The organism is Planctobacterium sp. R6, from assembly GCF_055755215.1.
The window spans coordinates 1-13,624 of the sequence record NZ_JBVTQY010000034.1; the positions used below are offsets into that span (position 1 = coordinate 1).

A 13,624-nucleotide genomic window follows, 5' to 3' on the forward strand; every position below is an offset into this window, starting at 1 on the left:
TCACTCAAACCTGTCATCCACCCCCTGTCTAACAATACGAAAAACTGAGGCGACAACTATCCTGACACAGGGGGGTTATCGATAACCCCAGCTCGCAGGTAACGTTTTATCAGTTTAAGCAGACGCTTGTCCTTCACTTTGTAGCCAAGGCACGTCATGAGTAAATCATGATTAACACGGTCAAAGAATTTTGACAGGTCGACATCCACAGCAAAACGGCGTCCCGTTTTGATAATGTCTCGGACCTGTTTCACCGCCTGTTGCCCGTTTCGGTGTGGCCTGAACCCAAAGCTGTTGTCTGAGAAGGTGGAATCGAAAACGGGCGTTAACACCTGGGTGACTCTGTTCTCACCTTCTTTGACCGCGGCATAATTGACTCATATGGATACAGTAAACTTGAGCGAATCCCAATATCCGAGATTTTGCTAAAGAACTGCCATGAATTGGCTTATAACCGAGATGCATTTATTTTTCCCCCATGGGAATCGATTTACGAAAACGATATGGAGCGAAAACAAGACTTCAATGAGGCTATTGCAACTTATGATGAAATGGTGAGAGCTTACGAAGAGTTTGGCTATGAACTGATTGAAGTTCCAAAGTTTTCAGTTGAAGAAAGAGTTGAGTTCATTTTGCGCAGAATAAGCGACAGCTAACAAGCAAAGGCAGCGGATAAACCGCTGCTGTGGGCGTTAGCCCCTCACTCTAATTTTGTACTTTTTCTGAAGAGTGGTATCTTTAGCAAATCTATTCAGTTAGTGGGTATTCAATGAAAAATCAACAATCTGATATTACTAATGCAGCTTTGTCACTTCCCTCTGAGGCTCGAATAGAACTTGTAGAAAGCCTCTTAAAAAGTTTGGATGCACCAACCACTGAATTTGAGAATATTTGGGCTAAAGAAGTTGAATCTAGAGTAGATGCTCTAAATTCAGGGGTTTTAGAAACAATTCCAGCCAAGGATGTGTTGGGAAAGTATGCCAAAAAAGGTTGAATTCACAAAACTTGCTCAACTGGAGCTAGATGACGCATTCGAATTTTACGAATCTCAGCTGTAGGTCTGGGCACTCGGTTCATTTCAGAGGTAAATGCTGGACTTCAACGAGTTTTATCACATCCCACTTCTTGGCAGAAGATCACTAAGAGAACGAGAAGGTGTTTACTTCACAACTTTCCATTCGGTTTAATTTATACTGTAAACAATAACTCAATAGTTATCATAGCTGTAGCGAATCTACTTCGTAAACCTGAATACTGGATCGACAGGCTCGGGGGCTAACAAATAGCGTTCGCTTCACCAACTATTCCAAGTATAAACCTTACTCCTAAATGGCCTTTTGTGCGGGCTTCACTTTGAAACGACCAACTGATGAATATGGAATGCATGCAAGTGGATGGATTTGTTGTATCGGAAGTAGTGATTAATAATGATTACTTCGAGTCTGTTGGAATTATTGGTTCATACAATTACGGTGATGCTAAAGGTACCAGCTTGTCTTTTTGTGGAAATTGGAAATCTCTCACTTTAAAAGAGCTAATACGAAATCAAGGCGGTTAAAAAGAAAACTTATGCCAGAGTACCTCAATGTCGTGCTGTTATCACTTTTCGCCGGGGCAGCGATGCCCGCAGGTGCTTTGCTGGCACGTCTTGACTTGCTCCACCCCGCGTTTCTTACCCGTCAGGCAAGGCAGTTTATTGTTGCTTTTGGCGGAGGTGCGCTGATCTCCGCCGTTGCTCTGGTTCTGGTTCCCGAAGGTGCGAAAAAACTGTCGGTTTTACCCGCTGTATTGTGTTTTGCCGGTGGTGGTATTGTCTTTTACTTTCTGGATAGCGCGCTGAGCAAGTTAAAAAGCTCTGCAGGTCAACTGGCCGCTATGCTGTCAGACTTTATTCCCGAGGCTATTGCGCTTGGGGCAGCATTTGCGGTGGGTGAGAGCACAGGTTTAATCCTGGCATTATTAATGGTTTTACAAAATTTACCGGAAGGCTTTAACGCTTACGAAGAATTAGTCGACTCGGCAAACCTATCCGGGAATAAGGTGCTGGGTGCCTTTTTCTGCCTGGCGATTGTCGGCCCACTTTGCGCGTTAACCGGCTATTTTTTGCTCGCTGATGCTCATGAATTTGTGGCAGGTATAATGCTGTTTGCAGGAGCCGGTATCCTCTATCTGGTATTTCAGGACGTTGCACCTGAATCAAAGGCGGTTAACGGTGGCATACCAGCATTAGGTGCGGTTGCGGGCTTTTTACTTGGTTTGGTGGGCAATATGGTGCTTGCCACTACGTAAATCCAGAGCATTGCCAACAGAATTGGCGCGTGCTATCTTTTCGCGTAATTCTGGGGGACGACCCTTTGAATCCTTTAACTGGCGGGGACGACCCCATTACAAGGTGTTGCTATGAGCTGGTTAATTCTTTTGCTTGCCGGGTTACTGGAAATGGGTTGGGCTGTGGGCCTTAAATATACCGATGGTTTCAGCAAACCCCTGCCGTCTGTTCTGACAATTATCGCAATGGCTGCGAGTATTTATTTTTTAAGTATTGCATTACGCACTTTACCACTCAGTGTGGCTTATGCCGTTTGGGTAGGCATTGGTATGGTGGGTGCCGTTATTTTTGGTGTAGTTGTGCTTAATGAATCATTGTCGCTAATCAAAATAATAAGCTTGTTATTGATATTAGTGGGGATAGTTGGTTTAAAAATAGCCTCGCCCGGCTGACAACCATCATCAGACTGACATTGGCTTTAGTCGTGCGCCTGGCGCACGACTATTTCAGGTCTTGCCGGTCTTGAGAACAATTGCCTCAATACGCTTACTAGCGCTTTCCGGCAATGCTTTGATGACGCCCAATAAGGGCATCCTCGGCAACTTTGCGTCGCTGTTTCATACCCTGAGATTTATTACTGGCGCCCCCTTCATAGGCAAAACCTGATTTTATATGCACCTGATCAAATCCCTGAGAATAGCCGCGTTGTACGGTTTGTGGATCGGCGGGTTCACGTTTAGAGGGCGAAGTTCGCTCAATCAGGAAGTTGTTCACAGTATTTCCCGGACGCTGGGCACTGCTGGCTGATTTTTCCTGACTACTCATGTCGATGTTCTGAACAGACGGGTGTTCCAGTTTCATGGGTACCCATATGTCGGCGGTTTTTGCGGCCACCAATCGCCTGTTGTCATGGGATACCATTTCATTTTTTACCAGACTTCCTTTCATACTGCCGTGGCGTCTGTCAAACCCGGATTGCTGCATCGAGTTGGCCATCTGGTCGATATTGTTGCGGGAATGCGTGGGCCCCATTGAAAAATTTGCAGTAACGGATTGTTGCGAAAACTTGGCCTGCCGAGCTTCGACTAACACGGTTTGTGACGGGGCCCGGCGATTCGCCAGTCGCTGCAATCCGGGAGATGGATTTTGTTGTCGCTTTACTTCGTTTTCAGCGTTTCGACGACTGTATTCGTTTCCAAGACTCTTCGCCTGGGCCCGTCGGTAGGTATCCACCCGTTGCTCAGGAGTCTGATGCCTGATATTGGCCGGTCGATTAGACATAACAATGCTCACTTTTCCCCCATCAATGGATGAATTATTACCATAAAATGAGAGCTGGTCAAAATTATAACCCTGTTTTTTTTTACAGAATCCTGAGTTACCGACGTGAATAACGTGCGTGTCCCTTGCTTCGCTCATTGGGATTGGTTATTTTGACGCGCTACGGTATTGTTCGGGTGATTACCCAGATTTCGGAAACAAACAAACTGATGAAACAATTGGATTACTGGCTGATAAAACAAGCGCATCTGATTTGGCTTGTATCAATCATCAACATCGGTATTGGTGTGATTATTCCCGGCTTCGACTTTCTTGCCAAGAGTATTAGCCATGTTGCACTGGAAGCGCCCGTGTTTGCCATTATTCACCGCACAGCGGATATCGTTATTGGATTATCAATGTGCGGTTTTGCATGTGCGATATCGCGCCTGATCGGCCGCATCTTTGAGCATATTGCCGTGTGTGGCACCTGCAATCATCATTAATTGCTTGTTTTTTGACTGACTGGCTTCAAACAGTCTGACTGACAACTCTGGCGTAAAAACAGTATCATGTCATCGCTGTTTGGGGAGTCCAGGTAGATACCGCGTAAGCGGATTGACGGATCATCACTGGCAACATCAAGAATGTTGACTTCATTATCTGGAAAGCTTTCCTGAAACTTTTTTATGGCAATAACCACTTTACAGGCTCATTTCACGATTGCTAACTGTTGAGGAAGTCTCGGATAGTGGCGAGGAATTTAGCAGAAGCCGGCTCTCTGCCGAGCAGCAAATGACCATTGCTTTCCAACCCGACAAACTCAGCATTGGGAATAGAAGCAGCCAATTCTCGGCCAACTTCGACCGGGATTCTCCGGTCTCCCATGGAATGGATCACCAGTGTCGGCACCGTGATTTTAGACAATTGTTGCAGCACATTTATGCGGCTGAATACCTCCAGAAATCTGACTGCATTTTGAGGTGATGTGGTTAACCGTTGAAAGTCATTAAACCAGGTTAGCTCATCAGGTGTTGCGTCGGGCATAAAGGTGGAACTAAAGATGTGTCGATAAGCAGAGTTGTCCTGCCCCCACCCCACTTCTGTCAGCGTCATCACTGCTTCCCGCTCCCGCACTATTGCCTCTGTTGCATTGTGTCGCCAGCCTGCGGCGTATCCACCGAACAAGATCAGGTGGGACACTTTATCCGGATTGCGCACGGCATAATCAATCGAAACCGCCGCGCCCTGAGAAATTCCCAGCAGGGCAAACTTTTCATCGCAGGCGGATGCTACAACCGTTTCGAGATCCGTCACAAAAGACGTAAATGAGATGTCATCAACTTCCCAGTCGGACAACCCATTGCCGCGTTCATCATAGCGGATAAACCGAAAATCTTTCGCCAGCTCCCGGTACAAGGGACTCCAGATAGGCGCATCCCAATCGTATTCCAGGTGGCTCAGCCAGTTGGCAGCTTTGACTATGGGTTTTCCTTTGCCAATACTGGCGTACGCTAATCGCACGCCATCGTATGCTCTGCAAAACTGGATACGTTGACGAAACAACAGTTCCCTGTCGCTGGGTTCGGGCAGGGTGGGAATATCTGCGACTTCAGGTTGCGCCACTGGCTGCCCGGAAGCGGCAAACTGTGTGCGGGCTTCTGAGGACCAGCCAATACCCGCATTCATAAATCGCTTCTTAAACTCCCGCGTCAGACTGGCAACTTCAACAGGGAAATTCATCAACTCCAGCAGCGTTACAAGGCTGGTCGCAGCTTTGGGGTTAAACGGGTCGGCTTTTTCCCATTCTCTGGCCCATTGTAACCTCTCCAGATAGGACAGCTCACCACTATTGACCAGCCGGGAAAGCACTTTTGCCCGCGTTTTAAGCCATTCGTTGCGCTCGGCCACTAACCACTTTTGGTAAAGTGCCTGATCTGGCAAATCTAACCCACTGAGTACCGGCAAATCGAATTTATCAGCCAATGCTTTAAGCGAATCAACCGTCAGTGATTGCTTGTCCGCAGCTTCACGGAGTCGCTTAATATCCAGATCGATATCAGCGACATCGAGGCGTACCCGTTCCCGGTCTGCTTTGAGGTATTCTGTCTCGAAGTTGACCACCGACCTTAGTTTGCTGAGCGACCATCTTAATGCTCCGCGCGGATCGCTGGGAGATTCCCAGAAGATTTCACACAGACGATCCCGGCGATGTGGACGGGCGGTGATGGCCAGAAATGCCAACAGCGCGCGCGTGCGCTTAGACGTCGGCAATGGCATAGCCTGTCCATTTCGAAGAACTTTAAGCTCGCCTAAAACACTCATGGAGATGCTCATAATTACGCCTTATTTACCCTATTATTCCTAAACAACCGTCCATTAATGGTCACGAAAGCCCTGACAAACTCTGGCACATCTTAATCAATTAATGCCTGATTCAACAGTGATTCTTGAGCAGTTTAGATCAAAGTAAGGGGGTGCCACAGTCAGTGCCGGACATCAGACAGCGGCCTGCTTTGTCGGCTCATTGAGATGAAAAAGATAATAGTGTCACGATAATGTGCGCCTATGCTTCACGGCATGCGCCTATAGTTAATGCCGCACTTTCAGGCTCATTATTACGCTTTACATGCCCCCGCCAGTGCGGGGGCGATTAACCGCCAGTTCAGGGTCAGAATCGATATTCCAGCGCACCCATGAGTTGATTTTGACTGACATCGGCTTGCTGATCAGGGAACTGTAAACGGCTTGCGCGAAACCCGTCCAGATAGAGATATTCAGCACCCACTTGCCAGGCATCATTAATTTTGTATTTGTAGCTCAATGTGATCCCATTGCCGTGCCCGTCATTGTCATCCGAGCTGATGTGATCGATATCTTTGGTTTCAAATTTGTCGAGCCGTAATGACACCCGATGTTGCTCGTGGGTGTAGTTCAGTAACAGGTAATATGAGGCAAAGTCGATGTTTAATTTACCATTCCACATTTCGCTATTGCCCACCATGGATTGAGCGATGAGACGCCACGACTTGTTAAATCGGTACTGCCAGGCGAGGCTGTGATAACGGGTGTCCCATGCGAACTGACCGCCATCAGCCCTGGGGGCATGAATGTCGCCATTATTGTCATAATAAAAATAGCGAAGCCGGCTTTTGCCGCGATAATTCCACTCACCACCGACGTAGAAGCCAATGCGACCGTCAATTTCTCTGCTGGGTTCTGCCCAGGCTGCTTGTGCGGCAAGTTCCCCTTCTGGCCCAAGCGAGGGATACCTGTCAAAGAAGATAATCTCGTTGAGTACACTTTGTTTATTGTGTATTGCCCAACCGCGCCAACCGAGCATAGAACCCAGGGTATCATTTCCCTTGTACAATGCCCCGGTAACACTGAATTTGTGCGCAGAGCCTTGATTAACGATATCCAGTTTAGCTTCAATACCACCGGTGCGTTGTTCCTCAGCGATCCAGCTGTTGATGGCTGAAAAGCTATAGGTATAGGGCGAAAGCCAGCCCATATCGGTGTTTTCAAACGACATTTCCGGATAAAAAACGCCCACTTTAAAGGTCGGTCGGTAGGTTGCTGACCATATAGGCTTGTACTTCAGATACAATTGACTGGTGCCAAATCCGGCGTCCTGCTCAGTCTGGTAATGCACTACGCTGTGTAAACTTGTATAGCTGTTGATATCGTAGGATAAAGCGGCCAAAGCCTGCCCCAATTCCAGGCTGTCATCCTCGTCGTATCGGGTCTGCCCGGTTTGTCGTTGCAACCAACTTTGAGTTCCTTCACTGTGCACCAGGTTGAGCTGAAGCAATGCTTCGAAGTTGAAAGCGGCACCAGCCTGATGTGACATACCACAACACAACGCCGTCAATAGCAGCGATGGACACCTAAATACTTTTTTTGCTTGTTTTGATAAAGTCATTAGTAAGTTCCCAGGTCATCAATATCGAAATCATCGGCTTCGATAAGGGTTGTTTCAAGCTGTATTGCGTTGTGCTCCTGCAGCGCAATTTCCCGCTCTGTAATTTCACCATCGTGCAACAGAGGATGCCAAAGTTTAACGGATTTTACGCCACTGTGCAGACCATCAAGCGTTGCGTTGCCATTTTCATCAGTGAGTGCAAAAAACGGCGAATCCACCACAAAAATATAGCCCAACATCCAGTCATGCACGTTACAGCCGAGTTTTACAATACCGGCGTTTTCAAAGACCACAGGTGTCTGGTCATCGCCGCGATAAATCTTCTTTTCAAACTGTTTCGCCTCTGAAAATGAATAAACGTGATGGGCAATGTCGTCCTCATTTGGAAAGACCACAGGTGTGCCCTGCTGCACCGCCAGGATGTGAGGCGTGAACTGCTTGTCCCGTTGCGACATTTTGGCCTGTTGCAGGGTTACCGGTTTCGCGCTCTGATTATCACCAGGCAGCACCACCAGCACATTTTTAAGGGGTTTGTCATTGGCGTCCTTTACGGTAATTTGCACTGCATAAATCTGGGAAGATAAACTAAGCAGTATCCCGGATAAAATAAATTTAAAATAAATCAATGTGTTAACCTCACTCTGTTTTGAACTGATTTAGCAAATGCTGAAGACTCAATGCATTATTTTTCAACATTTGCATTTTTTCGCTGACCTCAGACGACAAGGTTTTTGCGTCATCTGCCAGCGACTTAAGACCACTAACCCTGGTTGTTGTGGTAACCACAATCTGCTGCTGCTCTTTGACTTGCAGGGATACCGATTGATTGGCAACCAGTTGTTCTTCACTGGCGTCATTGATGTGCGACATTAAGCGGCGAATGTTGGTGGCTCGCTCGCTTAATTGACGGGAGTGTTCCAGGCTTTGCACCATGACACAATCAGCATGACGCGATGCTTCAAGTAGCATTTGCAAATTTTTGCCAATATCCTGGGTCAGCTTTTGAGTTACCTTCGACAGGTTTCTCACCTCCCCTGCGACCACCGCAAACCCCCGCCCGTGTTGCTGCGCCCGGGCCGCTTCAATAGCGGCATTAAGAGACAATAAATTGGTTTGTTCAGCAATCTCGTTGATAGCACCGGTCACTTGTTCAATATCTTTGGTACAGCCCGACAAAGCCTTGATAGCAGAGGCGATACGCTCCACTTCCTGGCTCATGTTGCCGATAGTTTCGCTGGCCAGTATCAGAGAATCGTCAGCGTCATTGACTAAGACCCGGGCCTGTTCTGCAAGGGTGAGCGCAGTATTCGTGCTTGTTTGGATGCACTCAATAGAGTTAACCATCATTACCATGTCATTGTTGACCCGTTCGCTGTTAGAGGTTGTATCATCAGCATTCGACTGAGACGCCTGCATGCTGCTCATAACATTTGCACAGCTGATATTGACCTGCTGCAAGGTGCCTTTGATGTCACTGATTAAGGCACTTTGATTTTTACAAAACCGGTTAAATGCCAACGCCAGATCCGTAAATTCACTGTCCCCCTGAACAGGTAACCGGGTGGTGAGATCTCCCTGTCCGGAGGCAATGACGTCAAATTGCTTTTTTAATTTATTGATGGGAGTAACAATGGAACGGGAGAGCAAAAAGCAAACCAGGATCACCATACCCGTTGAAAGTACGGCAATGCCTGAAATGGCCAGTTGGAGTTTGCGTTGACTGTGTTCCGAGTCAGTTACAACCTGCCTGGCACCTGCATTGATTTGTTGAATCAGACCGCTCATCGTGTCTTTTAACAGGGCAAATTCGAAGTTGGCGTCTTTCATGGTAAGCTCAAGTGCCTGACGACGACTTTCGCGACTATTTTGCTCCCGCAGTAAAAACACCCTGAAAGAGATCTCACTCCACTTGTTCAAAGCGTTTTCCGCAGCCTGGATCAGATCCTCATCGACATCATCTAATTGCAATGCTCTCACCTCATTCAATAACCTGATTGCAGAGGAAATATTGGTTTCATGATAGGTTTTAAGGCCAGAAAAAAGCGGTTTAGCCGGATCAACAAGGATAATAGTCCGCTCTGTAGATATCGCCCGGTTAAGGTTAGCTTCCGCCGATAAAACTGCCTGAACGGCAACCAGGTATTTTTTTGAGATAGTGTCGATGCTATTACCCATGATTGCTGTGCTGAAATACAGCGCGGCAATGTTTCCCAGCACTACTGACGTCACCATGCAGGATATAAACAGGATTTGATGACGAATTTTCATGGAAAGGCGCTCCTCGCAACTAACATCAAGCTTTCCCGTGAACTTATGCCTGATTGCTGTGTAACCAGATAAAACTGAAATTTCACTGAGGTTAGAGTACCCCCGTGGATCTTTTCGTGGTAATTAGCGTTGTATTTTGGTTGATTTACTTGCCGCTCGTCGGATGAGCAGCAGGTCAACATAAAAAATCCCGTAAGCGAAACTACGCATTCATCACAGGAAACAAATCAGGCGGCGGTGAGTTCATTGAGCGTATTGCCCCATAAATTTTGATGACGGGAATAAGCAAAGTACTCATAGGGCAACCAAAAACTGGGGATTAAACTGCTAACCATCATTCGTCGCGAAGCATCGAAGTACAACAGAGCCAGTATTTCCCGTAATCGTTTTTCCGGCACTCTTTCTAACTTCTTTCGGGCAAACCGGAAATACAGGTTGTTCTCTTTAGCAATGATCATATCTTGCCCAACGGCGGAGTATGTCAGGTTGCGGGTGACGGCCCGACAGCGCGGATGCTTTGGTGAAGCCGGATACAGGCTGGTCACAATGGCGAATTCATACCGGTCCTGGTCCTTTTCTTCCCCACATTTCGGAATATAAGCGATGCCATAGCCAGGCGGAAAGTACCCCAGGATGGTTTCCAGACTTGTCACGGCATCTTTTCCGACTAATCCACGCCTGGCTCGATCGCAAATGACACGGGTAATTTTGGGAATGTTGTCATAGTGGCAGGCCGGAGACATCAATAAGTTGGTATACATTTGCGGCAAACGCAACAAATCGCCAACTGTACCGGGTTTAAATGCCGCACAATGTAATAATGTTCGGATGAATTTGAATTTTTCTTTGTTTTCTTCGGCCTGTTGATGTTGTTTGCGACACAATCTGTTTAGTGGTTGGTTGCCCGCTTCAATCCCCTCAGCGAGATAATTCAGGGTAAAACCATACGCTTCCTGGTCTATGCGCACTGTCATTTTTCTGCGTTTTGTTGGGCACAAGTCAGTCTCTTGCTCCAGTGCCTTGTTCAGTGCCCTTATTTCCGGGTGAATGGTCCCCACTTCCTGCAGTAACGAAGCCATAATCATCGGTATCTGAATATGGGTTTTAAAGGGACAGGTTGCATCAACAATGTCATCATTGTCATTGTTATCGCTGTATGTTTTGGGCCCTTCTATTCGTTGCTCAGCGTATTTCAGAACATAGCTATTTTTAATCAATCCCTGGCTGAGCATATGATCTAACAGCAATATACTTAACGTTGCGCGATACAAATGTCGCCCGGCCTGAAACATTGGCTTGTCTCTTTCCCAGCGACTTAACAACAAAATAGTACTCATTAGACGGGCACACTTTTGCTGCCGGCGCTCCGGACTTGCGGCCCCGACCAGGGTATAAATCTCCTCGCATACGGCACACCATTCTGCATAGTTATCCTGCAGTTTTTCTTCGAGTTTTTCTTTTAAGAAATTGCGATGATATGGGCCATAAGGATTGCCTCTGGCTAAATTATCAGCACCCAGATTTGATTGTTTATTCTGGATTGCCTGATGCTCTATTTGATGAGATTCAAATAATAAAGAAGCGTGTTTGTATAGCGAACTTTGCTTTCCAGAATATTGCTCTATTCGCGCGGCCAGTGACTTTACGGCCTGAGTAAAGTAGTTTTCACTCATCTTGTGTTTGCTCATGCTTGTTCCTTCATGCTTAACCGGAGCTGTTTGGGAGCGTGAATATACAGACGGTTCGTGTGAATGAGCGTGTGAAACAACGTTGTTTTTTGCCAGTTTTTAACAGACACTCTCGGTATTCATGGGCAGACACACTGCCCCCTTGTCTCCAAATCACCGGCGATGATAATTTATCGCTGTGAATACAAATTCAGGATAGGTTATGACACTGCTATCAGCGTTCGCCTTATTTGGCGCTTTGGTAATCCTGGCCGTTATTCCTGGCCCGGGAATTTTTGCTGTTGTCGCCCGCACCCTTGCTTCCGGGTATCGTCATGGCGTTGTGGCATCAATAGGTATCGTTGTCGGGGATTTTGTGTTTATTACTTTAGCCCTGCTCGGTCTGGCGGCCCTGTCTGAAGTGATGGGAACCTTTTTTACCCTGGTAAAATACCTGGGGGCAGCTTACCTTGTCTGGCTGGGTGTCTCCCTGATGCTGGTAAAAAACAAACGCACCAGGGTAACGCCGGTTGCATCCTCCCGATACGGATTGAGCTTTGCCGCCGGACTGTTTACCACGCTGGGCAACCCCAAGGCCATTTTGTTTTATCTGAGCTTTTTCCCGGCTTTTGTGGATCTTGCCGACATTACACTTATCGAGACGGCGGCATTATATGTCATCGCAGCGATCGCCGTTGGGGGTGTGATGCTGTGCTATGTATTGGCGACCCATAAAGCCCAGGCATCATTGTCATCAGCCTCTGACAAACCCTTTTTGCGCTTCGGGGCTGGCTCTTTGTTGCTGGGCAGTGGCTTTTGGGTTGCCATGAAAGGCTAAATCATTCACACACTGATTATAAAGGAACATCGCTTATGCCATACGTAAATGTACAAATCACGAAAGGAGCCAGCAGAGCTCAAAAAGCTGAACTGGTGAAAGATATCACTGCGTCGCTGAACCGGGTGTTGGGCAAAAAGCCAGAATACACCCACGTGGTTATTCAGGAAATTGACGAGCAGGACTGGGGTTATGCCGGTATGCTCACCGATGACTGGAAAAAGACTCAAACTGATTAATCCTTGATGCAACACAACTATAAAGCAGCACTCAGGAGAGCGCTTTTGCACTGTTTAAAATCAATAATCACAGTTATTACGCTATTTGTCACCGGCACCTGTTACGCTACACATTTAGAGGGTGTTTGGGAGCTGGTGTCCGGTGAATACCGGGATCACAAGGGTAAACTGGTGGCCTATAGTGAACTCAACCTCAAGGCCATCAAAATCATAAATCAACAGCACTTTAGCTTTGTTACCTTGTCCGGAGAAACGTTTTGGGGATCGGGAACGGGCACCTTTGAAGATACTGGCACTCAGTACATTGAAACACCGATTTTTACCTCTTACCAGGCTCCTAAAGGCCAACAATATGTTTTCGATTACGAACTGGAAGGCGACTACTGGCGCACATCACGATGGGAAGACGCAGTGCGGGTAGAATACGAAGTCTGGCGGAAAAAACAATGACACCTGAACAAAAACAACACATTATTGACACAAGCTGGGAGCTGCATGAAGCAGTAGAAAAAGCCTACCTTGAGCATCAAGCCAAAAAAGGCGATGCCAGTTGGCCTGAAAAACAGCGCTTGTTACTGGCAGATATGGCTCTGCATTTGCTGCAAACGGCAATGTCACCGCAAGCGTTATCGCAGGATAAACTGAGAAACAACTTGCACGCCATCATGACGATTTCCGACCAGTATTTACCTTCAGCGCAATTAGCAAAGGCCACTGAAAGGCTCTATCTCCCAAATGAACAATAGCACTACAGGCAAGCGCATCAGGTGACGACTAAAAGCAAGCCGATTTCCATGGCGAATGCCGAACACTATCGCTGGGGTGACGTATGTGATGGGTGGCATCTGGTAAAAACCCAACAGCTCAGTGTGATTCAGGAACGCGTCCCACCGGGCGCTGGTGAGCAGCGTCACTTCCATCGACATGCAGAACAATTCTTTTTTGTAGTGTCGGGCATTGCAACCCTGGAAGTAGATAACACCGTGTATACCCTCGCCCCCCAACAGGGTATGCATATCAGCGCCGGAATTCCGCACCAACTCAGCAATCAACAGGATGAAGCACTGATTTTTACAGTCACGTCTACCCCGCCAAGTCATGGTGATCGCTTTCCTGCTAAACCTGCTAATAAGTAGTAAATTGTGAACCAGCTATCAT

Annotated in this window: 18 protein-coding genes and 1 pseudogene; 11 read left to right on the forward strand and 8 right to left on the reverse strand. The window is 47.2% G+C overall.

Features of this window, described 5'->3' with window-relative positions; all coding sequences use genetic code 11:
• Positions 1 to 56: 56 nt before the first annotated feature.
• Positions 57 to 335: pseudogene (locus AC0J20_RS17750) on the reverse strand (reverse transcriptase domain-containing protein); the annotation flags it as partial.
• Positions 336 to 404: 69 nt separating this feature from the next.
• On the opposite strand from AC0J20_RS17750, the gene AC0J20_RS17755 reads away from it, so the two are divergent.
• The 5 genes from AC0J20_RS17755 (at position 405) to AC0J20_RS17775 (ending at position 2,721) form a co-directional block, all read left to right on the forward strand.
• The gene (locus AC0J20_RS17755) at positions 405 to 656 is read left to right on the forward strand and encodes an AAA family ATPase (protein WP_473022777.1); all 252 of its coding nucleotides are present in this window, start codon (positions 405 to 407) and stop codon (positions 654 to 656) included.
• Positions 657 to 769: 113 nt separating this feature from the next.
• Entirely contained in the window at positions 770 to 994 is a 225-nt protein-coding gene (locus AC0J20_RS17760; RefSeq protein WP_229529222.1) for an addiction module protein, read from the forward strand.
• A 390-nt stretch (positions 995 to 1,384) separates the two neighbouring features.
• On the forward strand, positions 1,385 to 1,558 hold the full coding sequence (locus AC0J20_RS17765) for a hypothetical protein (RefSeq protein WP_473022742.1): 174 nt from the start codon (positions 1,385 to 1,387) through the stop codon (positions 1,556 to 1,558).
• 11 nt (positions 1,559 to 1,569) lie between these two features.
• Positions 1,570 to 2,289, forward strand: a complete 720-nt coding sequence (locus tag AC0J20_RS17770; protein ID WP_473022743.1) for a ZIP family metal transporter — start codon at positions 1,570 to 1,572, stop codon at positions 2,287 to 2,289.
• A gap of 111 nt (positions 2,290 to 2,400) precedes the next feature.
• Positions 2,401 to 2,721 (forward strand): DMT family transporter, encoded by a 321-nt coding sequence (locus AC0J20_RS17775; protein WP_229529224.1) that lies wholly within the window; start codon positions 2,401 to 2,403, stop codon positions 2,719 to 2,721.
• 97 nt (positions 2,722 to 2,818) lie between these two features.
• On the opposite strand, the gene AC0J20_RS17780 is transcribed toward AC0J20_RS17775, so the two are convergent.
• The gene (locus AC0J20_RS17780) at positions 2,819 to 3,550 is read right to left on the reverse strand and encodes a hypothetical protein (RefSeq protein WP_473022744.1); all 732 of its coding nucleotides are present in this window, start codon (positions 3,548 to 3,550) and stop codon (positions 2,819 to 2,821) included.
• A 209-nt stretch (positions 3,551 to 3,759) separates the two neighbouring features.
• Here AC0J20_RS17780 and AC0J20_RS17785 point away from each other — a divergent pair, with 209 nt between their 5' ends.
• Entirely contained in the window at positions 3,760 to 4,035 is a 276-nt protein-coding gene (locus tag AC0J20_RS17785; RefSeq protein WP_473022745.1) for a hypothetical protein, read from the forward strand.
• Here AC0J20_RS17785 and AC0J20_RS17790 read toward each other — a convergent pair.
• The 6 genes from AC0J20_RS17790 to AC0J20_RS17815 all read right to left on the reverse strand — a co-directional run bounded on the left by AC0J20_RS17790 (position 4,032) and on the right by AC0J20_RS17815 (position 11,410).
• Positions 4,032 to 4,232, reverse strand: coding sequence for a hypothetical protein (locus AC0J20_RS17790; RefSeq protein ID WP_229529227.1), 201 nt, complete (start codon positions 4,230 to 4,232; stop codon positions 4,032 to 4,034). The genes AC0J20_RS17785 and AC0J20_RS17790 overlap by 4 nt on opposite strands.
• Positions 4,233 to 4,255: 23 nt before the next feature.
• A complete protein-coding gene (locus AC0J20_RS17795; protein WP_473022746.1) occupies positions 4,256 to 5,866 on the reverse strand; it encodes a bifunctional AfsR/SARP family transcriptional regulator/alpha/beta hydrolase in 1,611 nt (536 codons plus the stop codon).
• A gap of 334 nt (positions 5,867 to 6,200) precedes the next feature.
• A complete protein-coding gene (locus AC0J20_RS17800) occupies positions 6,201 to 7,454 on the reverse strand; it encodes a hypothetical protein (protein ID WP_473022747.1) in 1,254 nt (417 codons plus the stop codon).
• The gene (locus tag AC0J20_RS17805; protein WP_473022748.1) at positions 7,454 to 8,080 is read right to left on the reverse strand and encodes a methylamine utilization protein; all 627 of its coding nucleotides are present in this window, start codon (positions 8,078 to 8,080) and stop codon (positions 7,454 to 7,456) included. Before AC0J20_RS17805 ends, AC0J20_RS17800 begins: the two co-directional genes overlap by 1 nt.
• Before the next feature lie 10 nt (positions 8,081 to 8,090).
• Positions 8,091 to 9,722, reverse strand: coding sequence for a methyl-accepting chemotaxis protein (locus AC0J20_RS17810; protein ID WP_473022749.1), 1,632 nt, complete (start codon positions 9,720 to 9,722; stop codon positions 8,091 to 8,093).
• Positions 9,723 to 9,949: 227 nt separating this feature from the next.
• On the reverse strand, positions 9,950 to 11,410 hold the full coding sequence (locus AC0J20_RS17815) for a hypothetical protein (RefSeq protein WP_473022750.1): 1,461 nt from the start codon (positions 11,408 to 11,410) through the stop codon (positions 9,950 to 9,952).
• A gap of 202 nt (positions 11,411 to 11,612) precedes the next feature.
• On the opposite strand from AC0J20_RS17815, the gene AC0J20_RS17820 reads away from it, so the two are divergent.
• The 5 genes from AC0J20_RS17820 to AC0J20_RS17840 are packed head-to-tail and all read left to right on the forward strand — an operon-like array spanning position 11,613 to position 13,602.
• Positions 11,613 to 12,227 (forward strand): LysE family translocator, encoded by a 615-nt coding sequence (locus AC0J20_RS17820; RefSeq protein WP_473022751.1) that lies wholly within the window; start codon positions 11,613 to 11,615, stop codon positions 12,225 to 12,227.
• A gap of 35 nt (positions 12,228 to 12,262) precedes the next feature.
• Positions 12,263 to 12,466, forward strand: a complete 204-nt coding sequence (locus tag AC0J20_RS17825; protein ID WP_229529234.1) for a tautomerase family protein — start codon at positions 12,263 to 12,265, stop codon at positions 12,464 to 12,466.
• A 45-nt stretch (positions 12,467 to 12,511) separates the two neighbouring features.
• Positions 12,512 to 12,916, forward strand: coding sequence for a hypothetical protein (locus AC0J20_RS17830; protein WP_473022752.1), 405 nt, complete (start codon positions 12,512 to 12,514; stop codon positions 12,914 to 12,916).
• Positions 12,913 to 13,212, forward strand: coding sequence for a hypothetical protein (locus AC0J20_RS17835; protein ID WP_229529236.1), 300 nt, complete (start codon positions 12,913 to 12,915; stop codon positions 13,210 to 13,212). Before AC0J20_RS17830 ends, AC0J20_RS17835 begins: the two co-directional genes overlap by 4 nt.
• 21 nt (positions 13,213 to 13,233) lie before the next feature.
• A complete protein-coding gene (locus AC0J20_RS17840; RefSeq protein WP_229529237.1) occupies positions 13,234 to 13,602 on the forward strand; it encodes a cupin domain-containing protein in 369 nt (122 codons plus the stop codon).
• Positions 13,603 to 13,624: the final 22 nt, after the last annotated feature.